Annotated in this window: 23 protein-coding genes and 1 pseudogene; 16 read left to right on the top strand and 8 right to left on the bottom strand. The window is 39.6% G+C overall.

Features of this window, described 5'->3' with window-relative positions; all coding sequences use genetic code 11:
• The first annotated feature begins 160 nt into the window (after nucleotides 1–160).
• The gene (locus ACSVDJ_RS03780; RefSeq protein ID WP_439170142.1) at nucleotides 161–1,516 is read left to right on the top strand and encodes a 3' terminal RNA ribose 2'-O-methyltransferase Hen1; all 1,356 of its coding nucleotides are present in this window, start codon (nucleotides 161–163) and stop codon (nucleotides 1,514–1,516) included.
• Between the two features lie 2 nt (nucleotides 1,517–1,518).
• Nucleotides 1,519–4,116, top strand: coding sequence for a polynucleotide kinase-phosphatase (locus ACSVDJ_RS03775; protein WP_439170141.1), 2,598 nt, complete (start codon nucleotides 1,519–1,521; stop codon nucleotides 4,114–4,116).
• A gap of 119 nt (nucleotides 4,117–4,235) precedes the next feature.
• Here ACSVDJ_RS03775 and ACSVDJ_RS03770 read toward each other — a convergent pair whose 3' ends face one another.
• On the bottom strand, nucleotides 4,236–5,183 hold the full coding sequence (locus ACSVDJ_RS03770; protein WP_439170256.1) for a methyl-accepting chemotaxis protein: 948 nt from the start codon (nucleotides 5,181–5,183) through the stop codon (nucleotides 4,236–4,238).
• A pseudogene (locus ACSVDJ_RS03765) lies at nucleotides 5,178–5,948 on the bottom strand (MCP four helix bundle domain-containing protein); the annotation flags it as partial. The pseudogene ACSVDJ_RS03765 and the gene ACSVDJ_RS03770, both read right to left, overlap by 6 nt.
• Nucleotides 5,949–6,103: 155 nt before the next feature.
• Here ACSVDJ_RS03765 and ACSVDJ_RS03760 point away from each other — a divergent pair.
• Nucleotides 6,104–6,514, top strand: a complete 411-nt coding sequence (locus ACSVDJ_RS03760) for a hypothetical protein (protein WP_439170140.1) — start codon at nucleotides 6,104–6,106, stop codon at nucleotides 6,512–6,514.
• A gap of 26 nt (nucleotides 6,515–6,540) precedes the next feature.
• Here ACSVDJ_RS03760 and ACSVDJ_RS03755 read toward each other — a convergent pair whose 3' ends face one another.
• Entirely contained in the window at nucleotides 6,541–6,915 is a 375-nt protein-coding gene (locus tag ACSVDJ_RS03755) for an IDEAL domain-containing protein (RefSeq protein WP_439170139.1), read from the bottom strand.
• A gap of 255 nt (nucleotides 6,916–7,170) precedes the next feature.
• On the opposite strand from ACSVDJ_RS03755, the gene ACSVDJ_RS03750 reads away from it, so the two are divergent.
• The 3 genes from ACSVDJ_RS03750 (at nucleotide 7,171) to ACSVDJ_RS03740 (ending at nucleotide 9,342) form a co-directional block, all read left to right on the top strand.
• Nucleotides 7,171–7,695: a sigma-70 family RNA polymerase sigma factor gene (locus ACSVDJ_RS03750; RefSeq protein ID WP_439170138.1), complete on the top strand. Its 525-nt coding sequence runs from the start codon at nucleotides 7,171–7,173 to the stop codon at nucleotides 7,693–7,695.
• Nucleotides 7,692–8,834 carry a DUF4179 domain-containing protein gene (locus ACSVDJ_RS03745; RefSeq protein WP_439170137.1) on the top strand — a complete coding sequence of 381 codons (1,143 nt, stop codon included), beginning with the start codon at nucleotides 7,692–7,694 and terminating at the stop codon, nucleotides 8,832–8,834. Before ACSVDJ_RS03750 ends, ACSVDJ_RS03745 begins: the two co-directional genes overlap by 4 nt.
• A 298-nt stretch (nucleotides 8,835–9,132) precedes the next feature.
• Entirely contained in the window at nucleotides 9,133–9,342 is a 210-nt protein-coding gene (locus tag ACSVDJ_RS03740; RefSeq protein WP_439170136.1) for a hypothetical protein, read from the top strand.
• Nucleotides 9,343–9,448: 106 nt separating this feature from the next.
• Here ACSVDJ_RS03740 and ACSVDJ_RS03735 read toward each other — a convergent pair whose 3' ends face one another.
• A complete protein-coding gene (locus ACSVDJ_RS03735) occupies nucleotides 9,449–10,213 on the bottom strand; it encodes a DODA-type extradiol aromatic ring-opening family dioxygenase (protein ID WP_439170135.1) in 765 nt (254 codons plus the stop codon).
• A 138-nt stretch (nucleotides 10,214–10,351) separates the two neighbouring features.
• Between ACSVDJ_RS03735 and ACSVDJ_RS03730 the strand changes: the two genes are divergently transcribed.
• The gene (locus ACSVDJ_RS03730) at nucleotides 10,352–10,903 is read left to right on the top strand and encodes a cupin domain-containing protein (protein ID WP_439170134.1); all 552 of its coding nucleotides are present in this window, start codon (nucleotides 10,352–10,354) and stop codon (nucleotides 10,901–10,903) included.
• A gap of 43 nt (nucleotides 10,904–10,946) precedes the next feature.
• Here ACSVDJ_RS03730 and ACSVDJ_RS03725 read toward each other — a convergent pair whose 3' ends face one another.
• Both ACSVDJ_RS03725 and ACSVDJ_RS03720 read right to left on the bottom strand, forming a co-directional pair.
• The gene (locus ACSVDJ_RS03725; protein WP_094834552.1) at nucleotides 10,947–11,147 is read right to left on the bottom strand and encodes a cold-shock protein; all 201 of its coding nucleotides are present in this window, start codon (nucleotides 11,145–11,147) and stop codon (nucleotides 10,947–10,949) included.
• 142 nt (nucleotides 11,148–11,289) lie between these two features.
• Nucleotides 11,290–11,745: a DinB family protein gene (locus ACSVDJ_RS03720; RefSeq protein WP_439170133.1), complete on the bottom strand. Its 456-nt coding sequence runs from the start codon at nucleotides 11,743–11,745 to the stop codon at nucleotides 11,290–11,292.
• 135 nt (nucleotides 11,746–11,880) lie between these two features.
• Here ACSVDJ_RS03720 and ACSVDJ_RS03715 point away from each other — a divergent pair, with 135 nt between their 5' ends.
• The 3 genes from ACSVDJ_RS03715 to ACSVDJ_RS03705 are packed head-to-tail and all read left to right on the top strand — an operon-like array spanning nucleotide 11,881 to nucleotide 13,139.
• Nucleotides 11,881–12,270: a DUF4181 domain-containing protein gene (locus ACSVDJ_RS03715; protein WP_439170132.1), complete on the top strand. Its 390-nt coding sequence runs from the start codon at nucleotides 11,881–11,883 to the stop codon at nucleotides 12,268–12,270.
• Nucleotides 12,271–12,276: 6 nt separating this feature from the next.
• Complete coding sequence (locus ACSVDJ_RS03710; RefSeq protein ID WP_439170131.1) at nucleotides 12,277–12,825, top strand: histidine phosphatase family protein; 549 nt, start codon at nucleotides 12,277–12,279, stop codon at nucleotides 12,823–12,825.
• A 17-nt stretch (nucleotides 12,826–12,842) separates the two neighbouring features.
• Nucleotides 12,843–13,139: a TIGR04104 family putative zinc finger protein gene (locus ACSVDJ_RS03705; RefSeq protein WP_439170130.1), complete on the top strand. Its 297-nt coding sequence runs from the start codon at nucleotides 12,843–12,845 to the stop codon at nucleotides 13,137–13,139.
• A gap of 33 nt (nucleotides 13,140–13,172) precedes the next feature.
• Here ACSVDJ_RS03705 and ACSVDJ_RS03700 read toward each other — a convergent pair whose 3' ends face one another.
• Nucleotides 13,173–13,439 (bottom strand): hypothetical protein, encoded by a 267-nt coding sequence (locus ACSVDJ_RS03700; protein ID WP_439170129.1) that lies wholly within the window; start codon nucleotides 13,437–13,439, stop codon nucleotides 13,173–13,175.
• A 339-nt stretch (nucleotides 13,440–13,778) separates the two neighbouring features.
• Between ACSVDJ_RS03700 and ACSVDJ_RS03695 the strand changes: the two genes are divergently transcribed.
• The 6 genes from ACSVDJ_RS03695 (at nucleotide 13,779) to ACSVDJ_RS03670 (ending at nucleotide 18,866) form a co-directional block, all read left to right on the top strand.
• Nucleotides 13,779–14,408 (top strand): lysoplasmalogenase, encoded by a 630-nt coding sequence (locus tag ACSVDJ_RS03695; RefSeq protein ID WP_439170128.1) that lies wholly within the window; start codon nucleotides 13,779–13,781, stop codon nucleotides 14,406–14,408.
• 158 nt (nucleotides 14,409–14,566) lie between these two features.
• A complete protein-coding gene (locus ACSVDJ_RS03690; RefSeq protein ID WP_439170127.1) occupies nucleotides 14,567–15,580 on the top strand; it encodes a FecCD family ABC transporter permease in 1,014 nt (337 codons plus the stop codon).
• Nucleotides 15,577–16,386, top strand: coding sequence for an ABC transporter ATP-binding protein (locus ACSVDJ_RS03685; RefSeq protein ID WP_439170126.1), 810 nt, complete (start codon nucleotides 15,577–15,579; stop codon nucleotides 16,384–16,386). The genes ACSVDJ_RS03690 and ACSVDJ_RS03685 overlap by 4 nt, the downstream gene beginning before the upstream one ends.
• A complete protein-coding gene (locus tag ACSVDJ_RS03680; RefSeq protein ID WP_439170125.1) occupies nucleotides 16,370–17,080 on the top strand; it encodes a class I SAM-dependent methyltransferase in 711 nt (236 codons plus the stop codon). Before ACSVDJ_RS03685 ends, ACSVDJ_RS03680 begins: the two co-directional genes overlap by 17 nt.
• Nucleotides 17,081–17,101: 21 nt before the next feature.
• On the top strand, nucleotides 17,102–18,226 hold the full coding sequence (locus tag ACSVDJ_RS03675) for an ABC transporter substrate-binding protein (RefSeq protein ID WP_439170124.1): 1,125 nt from the start codon (nucleotides 17,102–17,104) through the stop codon (nucleotides 18,224–18,226).
• A 361-nt stretch (nucleotides 18,227–18,587) separates the two neighbouring features.
• Nucleotides 18,588–18,866 carry an amphi-Trp domain-containing protein gene (locus ACSVDJ_RS03670; protein ID WP_439170123.1) on the top strand — a complete coding sequence of 93 codons (279 nt, stop codon included), beginning with the start codon at nucleotides 18,588–18,590 and terminating at the stop codon, nucleotides 18,864–18,866.
• 87 nt (nucleotides 18,867–18,953) lie between these two features.
• Here the strand turns inward: ACSVDJ_RS03670 and ACSVDJ_RS03665 are convergent, their stop codons facing one another.
• Nucleotides 18,954–20,375: a YfcC family protein gene (locus ACSVDJ_RS03665; RefSeq protein ID WP_439170122.1), complete on the bottom strand. Its 1,422-nt coding sequence runs from the start codon at nucleotides 20,373–20,375 to the stop codon at nucleotides 18,954–18,956.
• Between the last annotated feature and the right edge of the window lie 157 nt (nucleotides 20,376–20,532).

Below are 20,532 nucleotides of genomic sequence, written 5' to 3'. Positions count from 1 at the left end.
TTTTTTCCACAATTTCCAACGCATCTCATGCCATAATAAGACGGATAGAGGAGCAAAAAAGTTTGGAGAGTTTTTCCCTATTATTCTAAGCTTATGGTATAGTCTTTTTTAAAGATGAGGATGGATCATAGGCAAAGAAAAAAAGAAAGAAGTGATAAATATGCAGCTATCGATTCGAGCAACTGGAAACAACGCATCAATGATCTCGCACTTATTAGCGAAAAATCCGAATAACGTGTATGAACGCAAGCATAAAGGGCATCTCGTTCGACTTTTTTATCAAGAATGTAGTGAGCAAACCATCGATGTGACGATCTTTGTCACGCCTGATCCACTAGAACTTGTGAAACATTCTTCTCGTGCATATGATATTACGCACTATATTAATGATCGTGAGTTTGCAGTGAGTAGCATTTTCTGTTCCTTTATTCGATCGGCGCTTGGTACAGCGTTAAACGGACAGCCAAAAGATGAATATAAAGAATGGGTCGATCATGTTCTCCCTTTCGAATTTAACTTTGGCCCAGTCGCCTCCTCGCTATCCGACAAACAAATAATCGAATTGTTTGAGCCGCTCGGCTTTGAAACGGATATCTCTTATGGAGAGACCGACTACTCTTTTCAAATGAAGCAAGCAAGTTCAGCACGTTGGATTTCATTAACAGGAAACACAACGCTGCAACAAGGACTTCGACAACTGTTCGTATTAATTCCCGTTTTGGACCAATACAAGCATTATTATATTGATCAAGTAGAAATTGAAAAATTAGAAAGGTATGGAGAAGGTTGGCTTGAGCAGCATCCATTGAAAGAATTCATTTGGCGTCAAGCGCTTATTTTTAAAGAAGTGTATAAACTTGTAGACAATAATATAGAAGAAATTCATGATGCCGACCAACAAAAACAACAAGCCCCTCGTTTAAATGAGCTACGTTATGACACGATTATAGAACAGATAAAAACGGTCGAACAGCGAGCAAGTATCGTCGACTTTGGCTCTGGTGAAGGAAAGCTTTCCACTCGCTTAGGTTTTCTGCCAGGAGTGAAAGAGATTTTAGCAGTTGAACCGTCAGAAATGGCTACGCTTCGAGCGCTTGATCGATATGAAAAAGCAGCAAAGCACTCAGGATTTACCTCCCCTACTCCAGTATGGGGCTCCCTCTTTTACTTTGATGAGAGATTGAAAGCGAAAGATATTATGATTTTATGTGAAGTGATTGAGCACATCAACGAAGAACGGTTACCCAAAATCATGGAGATGATTTTCCGTGAATACAAGCCAAAGACGCTCATTATTACGACACCGAATAAAGAATATAATGAACTATACAAACTAAACGACCACTTCCGCCACACCGATCATCGCTTTGAATGGACGAGAGCAGAATTTGACGCATGGTGTGAAGAAAGAAGTATATCTTATCCATATGAACGAGCATTTGTTGGAATCGGCGAACCAAATGAACAATACGGCTGTCCGACGCAAATGTGTATATTTACTAGAACTGAGGTGTAACAATGCAAATTACTCTTCCTTACGCAGGTATCGTTTTACTTGTTGGTCCATCCAACAGTGGAAAAACAACTTTTTTACAACGATTAATTGACGAGCAAACGATTGTCCGATCAGAAGTCGTTAGCTCTGACGACTGTCGAGTGTTAGTAAGTGACATTGAATATATGGACTGGCGTGATCGACCGAAGCTTGAAGCAGACCAACTGTTCCATCAATATCAACAAATTTCTAAAGAAGCGTTCACGATGATGGATGCGCTAGTAGAAGCAAGATGCCGTTTAAATAAGCTTACGTTTATTGACGCCACTCACCTTCATCCCGACGATCGAAAAAGATATATCTCAATGGCAAGAAAGCATCATGTACCAATCATTGCTATTATTTTAGATGCGCCACAGGAAGTGCTTCTAGAACGAGATGAGCAACGCGACCATCCACGAGGAAAAAGAAAACTGAAACAGCAATTTCAAACGTTCAAAAGAGAAAAACGTTTTATGAAAAAAGAAGGCTACAAAGCGACTTATATACTAGATATTAATGACTTAACTACGTTAGAAATGAAACGAAGCAACAACCCGATTGAAGTAGAGCTGCAAGCAGGAATTGATGTCATCGGCGATATTCATGGCTGCTTCGATGAAATGATCGCTCTTTTAGAAAAACTAGGATATAAATTAAATGAAGCCGGGCTCTATGTGCATCCAGATGGGCGAAAGTTTGTCTCGCTAGGAGATGTGATGAGTCGAAGTCCACGCTCACTGGACACGATGCTCTTTTTCTTGCGTCATATAAAAGCAGGCCTTGCCTATATGATCGACAGTAACCACGGCTGGAAAATCGCTCGTTGGCTAGATGGACGAAAAGTCACATTAACCCATGGCGATGAACAAACAGCCGAAGAGTTTGTTCAGTTTGAAGAACAATTTGGTCAAGAAGAAACAGTAAAAATCAAAGCTGAATTAAAAGAACTACTGTTGCAAGCACCCTCTCATTATGTATTTACACAAAACGGTCTTCCTGCTCTCGTTTGTACTCATGCTGGAATTAAAGACAAATATATCGGCAAGCAATCTCGCCGCATTAGTGACTTTTGCCGCTACGGGGACACAGATGGAGTAGATGACAACGGCAAGCCGCTGCGCAAAGACTGGTTCATTCATCATAACCATTCGACATTAATTGTTTGGGGCCACGATCCGAAGCCGCAACCTTTGATGATTAACAATACAATGAATATTGATCAAGGCGTCGTCTTTGGCGGTCAACTAACTGCTCTTCGCTTTCCTGAAAAAGAGTTCGTCGCTATTAAAGCGGCAAAAGACTACTCTGGATCTGCCGATAACCCTTTAAAAGAGTGGGAAAAGAAACGGCTAGACCCACCAAATATCGTGAAATTCCTCAACGGTTATTCGGTGTTAACAAGCGAAGTGGGCGAAATAAAGGTTCATCCCGAACGAGTCAAATCAGCCATCGATTCAGTCTCTCACTTTACTGTGCCGATTGAACAATTGATCTATGTGCCGCCGACGATGAGTCCAACACCGAAAGCCGCTGCCTCACCTGACTATTTAGAGCATCCGCAAGAAGCGATCGACTACTATCGCAGTCACGGCATCGAAAAAATGGTCGCGGAGAAAAAACATATGGGAAGCCGAGCGGTTTTATTCCTTTTTAAAGATGAAACGTCTGCTAAAAAATATGTCGGCTCCAACACACTGGGTACAATCTATACAAAAAGCGGTCGCCGATTTTTTGATTCCGTGGTAGAAAAAGAAGTTGTGGCAAAGATTTCACAAGAGTTGAACGAAGTTGATTATTTCAATAAGTACCACACTGATTTTGTACTATTGGATGCGGAAATTATGCCTTGGAATTTAAAAGCGAAAGAACTGATTAGCAATCAATACGCACACGTGGCAGAAAACGCCATTTTAGATCGTACGCATTTGAAAGAAAAATTAGCAGCGGTCAAAGATCAACACCCGCAAATTTCCAACTGGCTCGAACAATATACGACTAAACTAGATAACGCTTCAACCTTTAAAAACGTATTTCAAACGTATTGTTGGGACATTAACGGTATCGAGCATATTCAAATCGCTCCCTTCCATGTCCTAGCACATAGCAACGAAACATTTTTCGACAAGCCACATACATGGCATATGGAGAAAAGCCACGAGTTTGCACAAGACTCGACGATCTTCGTTGCAACAGAGTATAAAATGATTGAAGATGAGACGAGCGAACAAGAGGTCATCCGTTGGTGGGAAGACATCACGAAAGACGGTCATGAAGGTATTATTATCAAACCAGAGTCGTTCCTAGCTAAAGAAAAAGGAAAGCTATTGCAGCCAGCGATTAAAGTACGCGGTCGTCAATATTTGACTATCATTTACGGCATGGATTATCTTGAACCTGCCAACTTAGAGCGATTAAAAGAACGCAATACAGGCAAAAAACAAAAGCATGCCCTTTTACAATTTGCTTTAGGCATCGAAGCGATTCAAAGGTTCGTCCATGGTGAACCCATCGAACGAGTACACGAATGTGCACTCGCCATACTAGCTATGGAAGCCGAACCCGTTGACCCAAGATTATAAAGTGAAACTAGAAGATTTGAGTATTTTTCTCGATATGATATTTATCCACTGATTTCATGCAACAAATACGTGGATAAAATTGCAAAAAAGGATAGCTAAATGGCTATCCTTTTTTACGCTTACACTTTAAATTGTACGACTAAATCTTGCAATTCTTGTGCCATGTTCGCTAAAGCTGTGGATGAGGCAGAAATCTCTTCCATAGAAGCTAACTGCTCTTCTGTCGCTGCAGAAATATTTTGCGTGTTGGCTGCCGCCGTTTCAGCAATACCGTTCACTGTCACCATTGATTGACTGACATGCTGTGTCCCTGCTGATAATTGCTGCACCATGTTAGCGATCTCTTGAATCTGAGCGACCACTTCGCTGACAGAATCTTTAATTTCCTTAAAAGAATGACCTGCTTCTTGCACAACTTGTAAACCTTCTTCTACTTCCGCAGTTGTCGATTTCATCGATTCAAGCGCTTGTTCGTTATCGTTTTGGATCATTGTAATTAAGCTGTTAATTTGTTCTGCCGAATTTGCTGATTGCTCGGCTAACTTCCTTACTTCATCCGCTACGACAGAAAATCCTCGTCCATGCTCTCCTGCTCTCGCTGCTTCGATTGCTGCATTTAAAGCAAGCAAGTTTGTCTGTCCGGCAATATCGGTAATGACATCATTAATTTTTCCAATTTCATCAGAACGTTCATTTAACCCAGCAACTACATTCGATAGTCCTGAGACATTGTCATTAATCGAGTTCATTTGCTCCGTTACTTTGCGAATGACTTTTTCCCCGTCCGTAGAGATTTTCGACGTTTGCTCAACCGTTGCTGATACCACTTTTGCATTATCAGCCATCTGGTCCGTATAACTTGTCATTTCTTTGACAACTTGTGTGCTTTCCTCTACATTTCGTACTTGATCATCCGACCCAACTGCTAAATCTTGAACGGCCAGCGAAATATGTTCGCTCGCATCGCTACTTTGTTCTGCGCTAGCACTTAGCTGTTGTGAAGATGCTGCTACTTGCTGCGATGTTTCACTTACTTTACGGACGATTCCTTGTAACTCCTCAATCATATGGTTAAACGAAGTTGTCAACTCTCCGACTTCATCAGCCGATTGGTATAATCCTTTTACGGTAAAATCTCCTTTTTCCGCTTTTGCTAATAAATCCTTAAGGTTAGAAATCGGCTGAACAATGCTTCTGGAAATAACAATTCCGACAGAAATCGACAAAATTAACGAAACTAATATACATGAAATCATGAAAATCGTTGCTTTACTTAACGCTGCTTCATTCTCTTCGTTAATTTTCTGAGCAGCTTGTTCATTTAGTGCTTGCAGTTCATCAAGCACTTTGTTTACTTCGTTTCTTTTTTCGCTAACCATTTGGTCATAAAGGGTGTAGGCTTCTACATTTTTATTTTGTTCAGCAAGCATCACTACCTGGTTTCTTGCATCACGTAAGTCACCTCTAAGTGATTTAAATGTGTTATAAGCTTGCTTTTCTTCCGTTGATAACCGAGCTTGTTCAAAGTTTTCATACATTTGATCGACTTCATTCGTTACTGTCTTCATGTCATTTAGCAATTCTTGATTACGATTAGAGTCAGTCGTGATCATTAACTCTAATACGTAAGCATCCAACGTACGATTCCCCTCTAAAATGTTCGCTAACCATTGAGCAGGTTTCAAACTTTCTTCATACATTACTTTGGATTTTCCAGCCATATTATGAATATTTATATAACCGACGGCTCCAATAATTGCTAGCGACAAAGCGCTAATAACGACTAACAAATTCAACTTTCTTGAAATTTTTAAGTTACGGAATAACTCCATATAAACTCCCCTTTGCTTTATACTAACAGCATATTTTTTGTAATATTTATATCGACAACTCTCTTCTGATCATTTAGTTTTTTTTATTAAAATTCGACAAAATTCGAGGAGTGACAGGCACCATCTTGGACATAATAATCATGAGGTGACGATCTATGACAAAGAAATTGGTTGCCTGTTTTTTGGCGGTAATGTTGATTGCGTTTTCGGCTAGTGCCGCGGAAGCTCGTTTAGTGGAGGTATTTGATATTGAGCAAGGAAAGGTCAGTCATACCATTCCAAACAATGCTTCTATTCAGAAGGAAGCAGCTAGTTATTTAGCGCATATAACGGATATTTATCGCAAAGTATCGCCGATTCCGAAAGAAGGAACGATGGTAAAGATCCCTTTATCACCTGAGGTTCAAGTGAAAAATCGCTGGGTCAACACGAAGGTAAATGAAGTGATCGTTGTCATCAGCAAAGAAGAAGAACCGTTTCTCATCATCTTTGATGACGAAAACAAGATCCATCTCTTTACTTTTAAAGGGGATGCAAAAAAATTATTATCACAACTCAAAAAATAAAAGCCTGGGATCATCCCAGGCTTTTTTTATTGTTCAACGGTCATTGCCGTCAACTGTTGTAATTGTGTAGAAAAAGAATGGAACGCTTCTTCATTTCTCTGATCCAATGCTTCATTAATTTTGTACTGTAAGTAATTCAATCTCAACTCAAGATCCTCTTTTGAATAAAGAAAGCCTTTCGTATATAAATTCTCTAAATCCTCAATATTTATGTAGAAAAAATCTTCATCATTTCTGCCGACAAGAAAATACCACCCTAGCACATCAACATGTCGTTTATCACTTGTGATGGTTAAGGAATCCTTCTGACGAAATTCAATTGTCCGACAATGAGATTGATCTGGACAAAAGCAGTCGACTTGATGCTCATATGGTCGAACAAAGACAAACTGACTAGCCATCACTTTCACCTTCTCTTCATTGAAAAATTTATATGAGCGGGACCGAAAAAAATTATACACATAAGGGATGTTTGTGTTTGCATCATGTATCATTTTAAGAGGGGGGGATCGGTCCCACTCAATGTAAATTAAGCACATCCTTACTATAACTGATATTGATTCTCATTGTCAATAATATTTTAAAAAAAAATGATAGGAAATGTTTGTCACCTTCGTATTAATAAGTGAAAATGCTTTTAGAAAGGCGGTCAATCAATGGATGAAGAGTTCATCGTAAAACAAATTACTCGCAAAAAAGACGTCGGGTTACAGCTGCTTATCGACCACTACGCTGGGCTTATCACTTCTATCGTGAGAAAGCATCTAGGAAAGATAGGAATGTATGAAGAAGAATGCATTAACGATGTGTTATTAGCCGTTTGGAACAATATTGGCAGCTTCGAGCCTACGAAAAATTCATTTAAAAATTGGGTCGCAGCCATCTCGAAATATAAAGCGATCGACTACAAACGGAAGTACATGAAAACCGAGTCAAACTTAAACTTAGCAGAAGTGGAGCATCAGCTCGCCACCCCCTCCTCCCTACAAAAAGAAATACAAGAGGAAGTGGAAGACTTGCTTCAGCACTTAAACGAAAAAGATCGGGAGCTATTTAAACAATACTATTTAGAAGATGTTGAACTAGAAACGATTGCTGATGCCCATCACACAACGATCGATAACCTATACAATCGTCTGTCCCGTGGAAGGAAAAAAATAAAAAAGGCGGTGCAACAATGAAAAATCCGTATGATTTATTAAACGAAACACAAATCAATGTAGATGAATATGAAGAAGTCGAATTAAGCCAAGCCGAGAAAGATCGCCTGCTACATAGATTGCAAACAAGCATCCAGCCACGCAAAAAGAAACCTCGGAAAGGCTTGATTGCCGCCGCTGTTGCTTTAGTCATGGTGGGGCCTGTTATGCTAAGTAACGAGCATGTCTGGGCATCTCTATCAAAAGCCGGAAACCAAATCGAGCAATTTTTTAATAAACCTGACCAGCAACTTACAGAATATAAACAAACGAGCGGACAAGTCGCAACGGATCAAAATATTGCTGTTACATTAAATGAAGTACTACTCGATGACGGACAACTCCTTATGAATTTAAACATCAACGCTGAACAGTTAGACATGAAAGCATTAAAAATGAATGAAGATCTCCCTATTTTCCCGAAAGGTTTGACTCTCCAAATAGGGGATGTGACATTTAACGATTCTGCTGGAAGTGCAACGTATAGTTCAGAGTTAGACGATAAGAATGATAATAATTGGAATTTATTGTACTCAGTTGATTTTAGCGGTATCGATACAGACGGAGATGGCTTCAATGATAAAGACAACTCCGAAGTTCTTGATAAGATTATGAATGCTAATCAAGACCATGACATTCAAATTGCCTTTAATGCGATGCAATATGGAAAAAAGGGCGGTCTGTTCTCTGATGACGTCTCATTTGAACAAATTAAAGGAAATTGGGCTTTCCAAACGACAGTCAATGCACAAAAGATGAAATCAGACACAAACATCTACCCTATCAATAAAGAAATCCATGTTAAAGAGGAAAACGTGGAAGGTATTCTCAACATTAAAGAAGTGCGCGTGTCCCCTGTTTCATTAAAAATTCACTACACGTTTAAATATACGAAAGGAAATGAAATGGATAACTTCATCGATCTACAAATAGAAGGTGAACAAGGAAAAGTTCTAGACGGAAGTAGCACAGGAGACGGTACAGATGCACTCTCTAAAATGATCAAAGAAATTCCGTTAGAGGGCAATATCGAAAAAATTAAAATTACGCCAGACTTGTTTGGCACTGAAAACGATGCGTCACAACTTTTGACGGATAATGCATTTGAAGTAGAGTTATAAAAAATGATACTCCCCCTGCTCGGAGCGTTCCGAGCGGGGTTTTATTCATCTCCCACTGATAAAAAGAAGGACAAAGGCTAATATCGCAACGCCTTTGCAACCTGCATAGTGCAGGACCGAACGGATGGCTGTTGATCTCCCATCTACACGTCTGCACTTTTTCTGCCCTGTTGAGGTGGGAATCTTACAGCCCGTTAATGCGGGATAAAATTTTCATAACAGATAATTAATTTTTGTATCTACCATTTCGATTAGGTGGTAATATTAGTTAAAAGTCTTTTGTGAATGGAGGCGCACAATGGAAGTAATTTTAACAAGTGTTTTTTCAGCTATTATAATATTTATTACTGTCTTTTTTATGATGAAGGCTTTCCTTATCGCTTATAAAAGAAATGAAATATCACTTCGGAAATTAATTACTTTTTCAACCTCTTCAATTGTCATAGGTATTTTAGTTGCTTCTGCTTTACCTTTTAGTTATCAAAAAATAGTTGATTATATTTATTAACTAACTCTATTCAAAAAGACCTCCGCTTAGGAAGGTCTTTCATTTCTTTATAAAATCAACAATAAGATTTAACATAGCCAAAAACCTCCCGAACCAAATCGGAAGATTAAAATTGCAATGCCATATAGCTAAGTGTTCCTAAGTCATAGTCGCGGAATAATACTTTCGGCTCGCTTTCGTTGCCTGCCCCTAAAGTGATGAAAAATGGCATAAAGTGTTCTTCTCTCGGAACGGCTTTATTAGCAAATGGTGCTAGCTGCTTATATTGAGTTAAATGAGCGATTTGACCAGCGTCAAGCTGCTCTAACAACCAATCGTCAAACTGTACAGCCCAGTCTTCCGGCGTTTTCTGTCCCCAGTTCAGCAAGCGTAAATTGTGAACGGTCACGCCGCTACCAATCACTAAAATATCTTCCGCACCAAGCCCTTTCACCGCTTCGCCAATTCGAATTTGCTCCTCTGGCGGCAAAAATGGGTGAACCGATACTTGCACCACGGGCACATCGGCATTCGGGAATAAATGAGTTAATAACGTCCAAGTTCCGTGATCTAACCCTCGCTTCGTATCCAATTGTGATTCGATCGCATGTGCTTGGAAACGTTCCTGGAGCTGCTTAGCGACAGCTGTAGATCCTTTCGCTGGATATGTCACTTCATAAAGAGCTGGTGGAAACCCGCCAAAATCATAAATCGTTTCAAATTCATCATCACGAGACGAAATTTGCATGACAGCACTTTCCCAATGAGCGGTAAATAACACGATCGTTTTCGGCTTCAAGCTCTCCCCTAGCTTTCTTAAAAATCGAGTATAATCCGTATCTTCTATCGCAATCATCGGTGATCCGTGTGGCAAAAATAAGGCTGGCATCATCGTAATCCCTCCCATAAAGTTTTCTCATATGAATATTTTTTCACTTATAGGATAACAATTCGAGACATAGCCTGTCAACGATTTGTTTGCTATAATAAAAATAAGTTTTCTTAAAAGAAACTTTCAGGAGTGAATAACATGGATATTGGAGCAAAAATTCGGGCTGTCCGTAAAAAAAAACAAATGACGATTGCCCAAATGTGTGAAGAAACGGGCCTTTCTAAAGGATTTATTAGCAATATTGAAAATAATCATACATCCCCTTCGATCAGCACCTTGCAAACGATCGCCGGTGTATTGGATGTTCCTTTAGCTTATTTTTTTCTAGAGAAAAAACAGCATATGCGCGTCATTCGGAAAGAGGAAAGAAATCAAACGATCCTTAAAGAAGAAAATCTGCTAGTCGAGCATATTAATTTCACTGGAGGACTACGAATGGTGCAAGTCGAACTTCCACCCGGAGGATCTAATGGAGAAGCTCATGCTCATGAAGGTGAAGAAATTCACCTCGTTCTAAAAGGAACTGTTCTTGCTGAGCAAGGAGAAGATTCCTTCACTTTACAAGCAGGCGACTCCTTCAGCTGGAATGCGAGCATTCCCCACTTCGTCAAAAACATCGGCGACACACCAGCCATCATCCTCATGGCCATCACAACCGATACGCACAAACAAACAGAAGAGATGATTTAACGCCAAAAAAACAGACTCACCATTGGAGTCTGTTTTCTGTGCTTTAGGCTCTGTTCACATTTGTGGCTTGTGGTCCACGTTGACCATTTTCAATGTCAAATGTTACTTCTTCCCCTTCGTTCAACGATTTGTATCCTTCTCCTTGAATCGCTGAGAAGTGAACAAACACATCCTCGCCACCTTCACGCTCGATGAAGCCGAAGCCTTTTTCACTGTTAAACCATTTTACTTTCCCACGTTCCATTGCTTTGTTGCCTCCTAATATCATTCACGAAATTGCAATTTTACTTGCTCGCTTAGTATTGTCCGTATTTGATCGTTTTATACGAAAAAAAACGATTTAATCTCCAAGCAAAAAAGGCTGCCCTCAGGCAACCTTCTATACTTTATATCACTTTTATTTGAGATTGGATCGTTCCGATGTGAAGTCCTTCATGGAACAAAGCAAAGTTCAAAATATCGTCAATGCTTGTCAGTCCAAGTGGCCCAATTTTTACTTCTTTGGCAGCTTCATCTGCTAAGCGATTAGCGAAATGTGCTTGAACGCGCTCCATTTGGCCCTTCAATAAGCCGATGATCTCCTCTTTAGAAGCTGGATTTTCTGACCAATCAGCTGGCTTCGTTCCTGGTGCGAAAAACGGCGCATATTTTGCTACATCTGATTCGTAACTCGGATCAGCTTCCTTTAGAAACCATTCCATCGACACATATATATGGCCTGCATTCCATTTCACCGTGTTCGCAAAACCTTCTGGCTGCACATCCCATTTCGCTTCATCCATCGCCTCTAACACCTGAATCGTCACTGTTCGAGTAAAATTAGCTCTTTCCCACATTGCCATATTCATCCCCTCCTATTCTATTTCTCTCTTATTATAAAACATGGATGGATAATCTCAAAAAGAAAGGCTTCATTTGTAAAATTCATGGAATTATAGGATAATAATAGTATAAGAATTATTTAGGAGGTTATCTTTATGCCATGGGCTGTTTTCTTAATTTTTCTGACCATAACCGTCATCATCTTACGTTATATCGAAAAATCACTAGTCAAAAAATATCACATTCCTAAAACGAAAGGGTTCTTTTACAACTATGTGAATACACAACATAAAGTGATCGAAATCTCTCTGTTGCTAGTTTATATTTTTGGCACGATGTTTTTATATTTCCCAGAAGAATCACGCATTCCATCAGCTACTTTAGCTTATTCTCCTCTCGTTTTTCTCATCGTGTTGCATTTGATCCGTGCTTTCACCGAATGGAAATATGAAAGGGAAACGAATCGTTATCGACTATCGCTCCTTTTTTTAGCCTTTTGTACTTTTCTGCTATTACCAGCTGCTTTCATACTGGAGAAAGTATAAAAGAATATGGAGATTTCTTTAATAAGACACGGCCGTTCTACCCATACAGATCACTCCTGGATCAATGCCTCTCAATTCGGAGACTGGGTGAAACAGTACGATGCTGCTGGGGTATTCACAGAGGCTGATTTTCCAGAAGAAACGAAGAGAAAAATGGCTGATGCCAAATTGATCGTCACTAGCGATTTAACAAGGTCCATCCACTCCGCTCATTTACTGAGCCCTCAAACGAATATTGTGTCGAGCCCTCTTTTTCGTGAAGTAGGAATACCTCGTGTTTCTTTCTCTAAAATAAAAGCACCTCCAGCTTTATGGTCAATCCTATTAAGAAGCTGTTGGTTGTTCGGTTATTCTTCGCAAACCGAATCCTTGCTACAAGCGAAAAAAAGAGCGAAAGAAGCAAGTGAACAATTAATTCATTACGCTACTAAATATGAGACCATCTTATTAGTTGGACATGGGTTTTTTAATCGCTCAAGAGCTAGAGAAAGCCGGATGGAAAAGCAAGACAAAAACAAGCCGAAAACATTGGAACTGCACGACTTATTTTTTTAACTAAGGAGGAAAATGATATGCCTGTTTGCCAACATTGTCAGCAAAAGTGGAGTTGGACGTATACCTTTAAAAAGATGTTTACATTCAAAAATCATATGATCTGCCCTCATTGTCAGCACCATCAATTTATCACCGCGAAATCGCGAAGAAAACTAAGTGTTTGTAATTCACTTCCACTTATTTGGCTCCCTTTAGCGGCTTTTGGTCTCTCTATTGCTACCATTATGGTGATCGAATTGCTCGCCTTCATGATAGTACTTTTCATCATGCCGACTCTCTATAAACTAAGTAATCAAGAAGAACCGCTGTGGTAACCAGGCACCGCTTGAGGCGCCTGGTTTTTTCATTTAAATATCCATTAGGCGATAGAGTCGCTCTTTGTTTTGATTCAATTGCTGTTGAAGCTGCTGTACGGGCTCTTGATGGGGACTATTTTGAACCGCATTCATGAGTGCATTGTCTGCTCGCTCAATCATGTTTCTCGCTTGTTGAATTAATTGCTCGGTCGGATGCGATTGCGCTTGCCCTACTGCTGTGTTCGCATGTTCAATGGAATTCCGTAATTGCGAAATAACATTTTCATTTTTCCAGCTCATTTTTGTATGATCGTCCACGAAACACCCCTCCTTTTTCCCTTACTATGGCTTTTGTCGAAATCTTTTATACGAAAAAGGTGTCTTTTTTCTTCTTTGCTTTCTATATAGAAAGTGGAAGGGTATAGAATAAGGAGGGAAAAAAATGAAGAAATACAAGGGTTACATCGTGTGTGGCAGACGCAAATCTAGACGGCAGAACCGACACTATTCCCGACACAAATCGCGACCTTTAATAAAGAAAGAAGAAGAAAGAAAGAAGAAGAGAAGCCAACCATCATTGAGCAATAACGATAGACTTCCTAACGCCTTATTGGTAAATTAACGTAAAATAGATATATTCTACAGGAGGAACAAAAATTGATTTATTGGTTAAGTGCCATCATTTTTATTTCAGGGATTGCTTATCTTTTTGCGGTTAAAGCGGAGTCTTCTTTTTGGAAGTATGTATTAAAACCAGGAACGATGGTGTTCATTATCTTGTTAACAAGTACCGGGTTAGAGGAGCCTACGTTCTATATCATTTGGATCATCATCGGACTGCTATTTTCCGTCGGTGGGGATATTTTTTTAATGCTGCCGAGCAATAAATTTTTGCAAGGGTTAACGTCTTTTTTGATCGCCCATATTTGTTACATTGTGGCGTTCACAAATGGCTTGAGTCACTTTACGATTGACTGGCGCATCATCGTCCCCCTTGGCCTCTTTGGCGTTTTTTATTACAGCTTTTTGTACCCTAGCTTGAAGAAAGAAGGCAATTTGCTTTTACCAATCGGTGTCATGATGTATATTGCAGTTATTTGTTTCATGTTCACTCAATCGTATTCGACGGGCAGTCAATGGGCGATCATCGGATCTTTATCTTTTCTTATCTCTGACGCTATCCTTGCCTACGACCAATTCCATAAACGATTTCGCACCGCTCATTATTATGTGATGATTACATACTATTTAGCCCAATATTTGATTGCCTTGAGTGTGATCATGTAGCAAACGAAAGCCAGTTAGTCACCTTCAGATCAACTGGCTTTTTATTATATCTAATTATTAATAGTTATATTTAGTTATAATTAGATATTGACTATTATAACTAGATTATTTATTGTAAATGAGGTGGACATTGGAATTTTTTTAGAAGAGGGAGAGGAATGACTTTTAACAAACAATATCATCTAAAGCTTATCGGCTTAACGATCTTTCTTATTATTTGTTTCATCGTTTCATTTTCGCTCGGTCGCTACCCCGTGACTCCAGAAGAATTGCTAAAAGTGTTAGCTTCACAAGTAATTCCGCTAGAAACAACATGGGAAGCTGAGATTGAAACGATTATTTTTCAAATTCGTTTACCGCGAGTATTAGCAGCTGTTCTCATTGGCGCTGCTTTATCTTGCGCCGGTGCGACCTATCAAGGATTGTTTCAAAATCCAATGGTCTCTCCTGATTTACTAGGTGCATCTGCTGGGGCCGGGTTTGGAGCTGCATTGGCGATCCTTTTAGGGGCTAGTTACTATTTCGTCTCTATCTCTGCTTTTATGTTTGGGCTATTAACTGTGGCTATCGTTTGGGTACTTAGCACTAGAGTAAAGATGAATCCTTCGCTTGGCTTAATATTGACCGGCATTATGATTGGCTCTTTATTTTCAGCGGGCCTTTCGTTTATTAAGCTTGTGGCAGATCCGAATGATCAATTGCCGGCGATCACTTATTGGTTAATGGGGAGCCTGTCTTCGATTCGCCAGCAAGATGTGTTAGTTAGTGCCATTCCAATTGTACTTGGAGTGGTTCCGTTAATGCTTTTACGCTGGAAATTAAATGTGATGACGATGGGAGAGGAAGAAGCCCGAACAATGGGTGTAAATACGAAAGTTCTTCGTCTATTAGTCATTTGTTGTGCCACGCTTATGACTACTGCTAGCGTAGCCGTCAGCGGTATGATCGGTTGGGTTGGTCTTGTCATTCCCCATTTCACACGCATGTTAGTCGGAACGGATTATCGAGTGCTAATTCCTGCTTCGATGCTACTTGGCGCTAGTTTTCTATTAATTGTAGATAACTTTTCTCGGTTATTGTCCACGTCGGAAATTCCACTTGGTATTTTAACCGCTTTTGTAGGTGCTCCTTTCTTTTTGTATCTTATTTTGCGAGAGGGGAATCGTTCATGACTTTAGAGGTAAAACAGCTTTCTTTCGGCTATAAAGATCGCACTATTTTACATAACCTTACATTCACAGCACAGCGACAAGATTTATTATGTGTACTTGGACCGAACGGGGTCGGAAAAAGTACGTTGTTCCGCTGTATGCTCGGATTAATTAAACAGTACGAAGGCGCTGTCACCGTCTCAGGAAAAGATGTTAAGAAGATGGGGCCTGCTGAGCTAGCCAAAAATATCGCCTATATCCCCCAGTCGCATCATCCAACGTTTAATTTCACTGTGCTAAACATGGTGTTAATGGGAGGAACAGTCCATCTTGGACGAATGGGTAATCCGAAAGCAGAAGATGAGAAAAAGGCGTGGCAAGCGCTCGATCTGTTGGGTATCTCTCATTTAAGTCATCGTGGCTATGCGGAGATTAGCGGTGGCGAGCGGCAACTGGCATTAATAGCGAGAGCGATTGTGCAGCAGGCGAAAATCCTCGTCATGGATGAACCGACAGCCAATTTAGATTATGGGAATCAAATGCGCGTGATGATGCAAGTGAAAGAATTAGCGAAGCAAGGCTATACGATTATTTTATCGACTCATAACCCTGAACACGCCTTTTTGTATGGGAATAAGGCGCTTGTCATGTTTCAAGGAAAAATGATTGAATTTGGAGACCCAAAGGAAGTATTGACAGAAGCATTACTCCAGCACGTCTATGGTGTCAACGTAAAACTGATCGACATTGATACAGAAGATGGCAAGTCACGTCTCATCGTTCCTTGCCTAAAGCAAAAGGAGAATGGACATGTTTATCTGGACTAAAGATAGTATCAACTGGTACAAACAAGCAGCTGAGTATACGAAATATGATCAAGAAATTTATCAAGAAATCGAGCCGTTTATTGAAGAAACAGACACGATCTGTGACATCGCCTGCGGTCTCGGCTTTATTAGCATGCAGCTAGCGAAAAAAGCAAAAAACGTCACAGCTATCGATATTAGCGCACAAGCCTTACAGCTTTTACAAAAAAACATCGAGCGACAAGCAATCACAAATATGGAAGTCATCACTTCTGATATTGCTGACCTCCCTGCCAAACCGCAATGGGATGTCACTGTGATGAGCTTTTTCAAGCAAAGCGATGATGCCATGCTTCAATTGTTAGAAATGAGTAAAAAACGAGCGATTCTCGTATTATCGAATGGAAGTAAAACACATTTTTGGCCGAACAATTCCCGACCTTCTAAACAAGGAAATGCTGATCGGTTAATACAAGAACTGAAAGCAAAAGGGATTCAAATAAACTACATCGAAAGAGACCTTGATTTTGGGCAACCATTTCACTCCTTTGATGAGGCCATTCAATTTATGAAACACTATGCACCGAATAATCTTCCAGAAAACTTAGAAGATCATTTGCGAACTCACTTAGTTCCAATGGAAGAGAACCCATTCGGCTATCGTTATTACTTACCTCATATCAAAAAAATTGTCATCGTCATTGCAGACAAATAAATATCATACTTAGGAGGCACAATGATGAAAAAAAATATACTCGCCTTATCATTTTCAATGATGCTCATTACATCAGGTTTAGTTGGATGTAATACAAATGAGGCACCGAAGGAAAACAAAGAACAAGCGAAACAGACAGACCAAACGAAGCAGACAGACAAAGCGACGCGCACGATTACCGATTCTGCTGGTCGACAAGTAGAAGTCCCAGTTGAAATTTCAACTGTGGCTCCATCTGGTCCAGTTGCTCAAATGGTGTTATATACATTGAATCCTGATAAATTAGTCGGCTGGTCTAGAGAACCGAAGGAAACAACCAAGAAATATATGGATAAAAAATATTGGGATTTACCGAGCTTTGGGATGTTTTATGGAGATACGTTCAATTTAGAAGCTTTAATGGCGGCAAAGCCTGATGTCATTATCGACATTGGCGAACCGAAAGATTCCATTGCGACGGATATGGATGACATTCAAAAAAGAACAGGCATCCCAACTATTTTCGTTGAAGCAAAGCTAGATACAACGGCAGATGCGTACTTAATGTTAGGAGACTTGCTTGATGAAAAAGAACACGCGAAAAAGCTAGCTGAGTACAGCAGACAAACGATGGAAGATACGAAAAAATTTGCAGCGTCGATTCCAGAAGACGAGCGAGTTAAGCTGTATCACGGCTTAGGTGATGCTGGTTTAAACACGAACGGTAAAGGTTCGTTCCACTCTGAAATCATTGATGTCGCTGGTATTGAAAACGTAGCTGTATTAGATAAAGCAGCAAGCAAAGGTGGCGGCAATGAGGTATCAATGGAGCAGCTCATACTATGGAATCCAGACATGCTTTTATTCGCACCAGGTAGCGTCTATGACAAAGTAGCAGAGAAAGATCCACTATGGAAAGACTTACAGGCCGTTCAAAACGGCAACGTCTATGAAGTGCCAGAAGGTCCTTACAACTGGATGAGCTTCCCTCCTTCCGTCAACCGAGTTTTAGGCGTGAAATGGCTCGGAAACCTCGCTTATCCTGATGTTTTTAAATACGATATGATCAAAGAAACGAAAGAATTTTATCAACTATTCTATCATTACGACTTAACCGATGAAGAAGCGAAAGAACTATTAAGTAACTCTACTTTGAAAAGAAAATAAACGGATACAAGCGAGTGAGTCTGAGCGTGACTCACTCGCTTATTTCATTCGACAAAAACCGGGGAGTGACAGGCACCTTTTCTCTCTAGCTTCTCAAACGATACCAATCTATGAACTCCTCTCATATGACTCATCTTTCATTTATTTTCATTATATATTTATTGAAAATGATTATCAATATCGAAGCATTGGCGAGTGAGGATTACTCCATTCCCCCAATGAATTTAATATCATTGTTCCCCCTCATTTTTCCAACATTGATTATCTACTTATAACCAATTCATATGGTCAGCGGCATCAATGTCTTATATAATGAAGAAGAGAAGATGTTTTTTTCATAACTACAGAGGAGGGCTTAAACTTGAAACAAGCAAACAAACCTGTTACCCAAGTATTGATTAAGCATAAAGAGCCTCAAAACCTTCACGAATTCGCATCCATGCTTGAAACCATTGCCAAAAAATTAAAAGAAGAACAGCAATTTGTCTTTTTACAGGGAAATAAAGAAATAGAAGTTCAACCAACCAATACAGTAAAAGTAGAATACCAATACACGACAAAAGGTGATAAACACTCCTTCGAAATCGAATTCGATTGGTACGTTGGAGAAAAAGCGACGAAAACAATGGGAATACGATAGTTAAGCGAGAAAAGTGCCAGAACTCCTCGAAAAATCGAATGAGCTCTGGCACTTTTTTATCTATCGTTCAAACTAGTAGTTTTCTAATTATACACCCATTTGTACAGCTACAATTAAAGCGACAATCGCAATGATTAACCAGCCAACAATGAGCTTCCATACAAATTTCACCCAACGCTCATACGGGATTCCCGCAACTGCAAGGTAGCCCATTAATGCGGCAGATGTCGGGATAATCGAATTCGTAATACCATCCCCATATTGAAAAGCTAAAACAGCTACTTGTCTTGAAATTCCTAACAAATCAGCTAATGGTGTCATAATTGGCATAGTTGTCGCTGCTTGCCCACTCCCCGAAGGAATAAAAAAGTTAACGAATACTTGCACAAAAAACATTCCGACAGCATTTAATGTATTCGGAAGAGAGCTAATAACAGACGTCAACCCTTGAATAATTGTATCGATAATGAAGCCACTTTCCAAAATCACTAAAATCGCTCTTGCAAATCCTACAATGAGTGCTCCAAAAGCAACTAGTTTCATTCCATCTACAAAGGCATCAAACATGTTATTAATACCGATTCCGCTAACAATACCAGAAGCAAAACCAATAATAATGAAAGAAGCTGTTAATTCTGTTAAATACCAATCCCAATTAAATACACCATACATATTAAAGGCTAGTCCGCTAATGATAATACATAATATGAGTGCATGCCTTTTTGTAAACTTAGTAAATTGATCTGCTTGTTGAGCACTTTGCCGTTTATTCATTTCTTTCATTTCAATATCATATACGACACTACATGATGGATCGGCTTTCACTTTTGATGCATATCTCATCACGTACCAGATTGCTAGAGAAATAACAAATAAATAGACGACGAAACGAAAGCCAATTCCACTAAACATCGGTACTTCAGCTATTGATTGAGCCACCCCTACTGTAAAAGGGTTCATCATTCCACCAATAAATCCACTAGCAGCCCCTAAACTAATCATCGCTGTACCTGTGACAGCATCATAGCCTAATGCACGTGCAATTGCGATACCAATTGGTACAAAAATAATACTTTCTTCTGCCATCCCGGTAGTCGCACCAGCAATAGAAAATAGGATCATCGTGATTGGAATAAGTAACTTGTCACGTTTCTCTAGTTTAAGTACCGCTTTATAAATTCCAGCTTCAATCGTACCTGTCGCACGAATAATACCAAAAGCCCCTCCAACTAAAAAGATATAGAAAATGATCGTTGCACCGCTAGCCATCCCCTCGGGTATAGCCTTGAACAATTCAAAAAAAGTAGTAGGGTTAGACTCAACAACTTGATAACTATCTTTCACAACAACTGTTCTTCCATCTACCTCTGTACGTTCAAACTGGCCTGCTGGAACAAAATATGTAGCTATTGCAGCTATGATCATAATACAAAAAATAATGGCATAAGTATGTGGAATTTTCTTTTTTCTTTCGTTTAAATTGTTTTCTACATTAGTAGTTGTTTTCAATAGGACTCCTCCGATCGTTCGTTTAAATTAAAGTTTAGCTATTCTATTTTCTCCCCCCTTAATTATTCGTCGTTTATTAGTCGTTAAATGACGAAATAATCAATGCTATATTAATTTTTGATCATTTTTAAAATAATACTGAAAATTCACTTAATAG

The organism is Bacillus sp. Hm123 (assembly GCF_051842975.2).
Classification (GTDB): domain Bacteria; phylum Bacillota; class Bacilli; order Bacillales; family Domibacillaceae; genus Bacillus_CE.
Note: the sequence above shows the minus strand (reverse complement) of the source record. Positions and strands in the feature narration are given on the sequence as shown.

What these genes read in the sequence shown, in the direction of transcription:
- ACSVDJ_RS03780 (WP_439170142.1), top strand. Translation starts at nt 161, where the DNA reads ATGCAGCTATCGATTCGAGCAACTGGAAACAACGCATCAATGATCTCG.
- ACSVDJ_RS03775 (WP_439170141.1), top strand. Translation starts at nt 1,519, where the DNA reads ATGCAAATTACTCTTCCTTACGCAGGTATCGTTTTACTTGTTGGTCCA.
- ACSVDJ_RS03770 (WP_439170256.1), bottom strand. Translation starts at nt 5,183, where the DNA reads ATGATTGAGGAGTTACAAGGAATCGTCCGTAAAGTAAGTGAAACATCG.
- ACSVDJ_RS03760 (WP_439170140.1), top strand. Translation starts at nt 6,104, where the DNA reads ATGACAAAGAAATTGGTTGCCTGTTTTTTGGCGGTAATGTTGATTGCG.
- ACSVDJ_RS03755 (WP_439170139.1), bottom strand. Translation starts at nt 6,915, where the DNA reads ATGGCTAGTCAGTTTGTCTTTGTTCGACCATATGAGCATCAAGTCGAC.
- ACSVDJ_RS03750 (WP_439170138.1), top strand. Translation starts at nt 7,171, where the DNA reads ATGGATGAAGAGTTCATCGTAAAACAAATTACTCGCAAAAAAGACGTC.
- ACSVDJ_RS03745 (WP_439170137.1), top strand. Translation starts at nt 7,692, where the DNA reads ATGAAAAATCCGTATGATTTATTAAACGAAACACAAATCAATGTAGAT.
- ACSVDJ_RS03740 (WP_439170136.1), top strand. Translation starts at nt 9,133, where the DNA reads ATGGAAGTAATTTTAACAAGTGTTTTTTCAGCTATTATAATATTTATT.
- ACSVDJ_RS03735 (WP_439170135.1), bottom strand. Translation starts at nt 10,213, where the DNA reads ATGATGCCAGCCTTATTTTTGCCACACGGATCACCGATGATTGCGATA.
- ACSVDJ_RS03730 (WP_439170134.1), top strand. Translation starts at nt 10,352, where the DNA reads ATGGATATTGGAGCAAAAATTCGGGCTGTCCGTAAAAAAAAACAAATG.
- ACSVDJ_RS03725 (WP_094834552.1), bottom strand. Translation starts at nt 11,147, where the DNA reads ATGGAACGTGGGAAAGTAAAATGGTTTAACAGTGAAAAAGGCTTCGGC.
- ACSVDJ_RS03720 (WP_439170133.1), bottom strand. Translation starts at nt 11,745, where the DNA reads ATGGCAATGTGGGAAAGAGCTAATTTTACTCGAACAGTGACGATTCAG.
- ACSVDJ_RS03715 (WP_439170132.1), top strand. Translation starts at nt 11,881, where the DNA reads ATGCCATGGGCTGTTTTCTTAATTTTTCTGACCATAACCGTCATCATC.
- ACSVDJ_RS03710 (WP_439170131.1), top strand. Translation starts at nt 12,277, where the DNA reads ATGGAGATTTCTTTAATAAGACACGGCCGTTCTACCCATACAGATCAC.
- ACSVDJ_RS03705 (WP_439170130.1), top strand. Translation starts at nt 12,843, where the DNA reads ATGCCTGTTTGCCAACATTGTCAGCAAAAGTGGAGTTGGACGTATACC.
- ACSVDJ_RS03690 (WP_439170127.1), top strand. Translation starts at nt 14,567, where the DNA reads ATGACTTTTAACAAACAATATCATCTAAAGCTTATCGGCTTAACGATC.
- ACSVDJ_RS03685 (WP_439170126.1), top strand. Translation starts at nt 15,577, where the DNA reads ATGACTTTAGAGGTAAAACAGCTTTCTTTCGGCTATAAAGATCGCACT.
- ACSVDJ_RS03680 (WP_439170125.1), top strand. Translation starts at nt 16,370, where the DNA reads ATGTTTATCTGGACTAAAGATAGTATCAACTGGTACAAACAAGCAGCT.
- ACSVDJ_RS03675 (WP_439170124.1), top strand. Translation starts at nt 17,102, where the DNA reads ATGATGAAAAAAAATATACTCGCCTTATCATTTTCAATGATGCTCATT.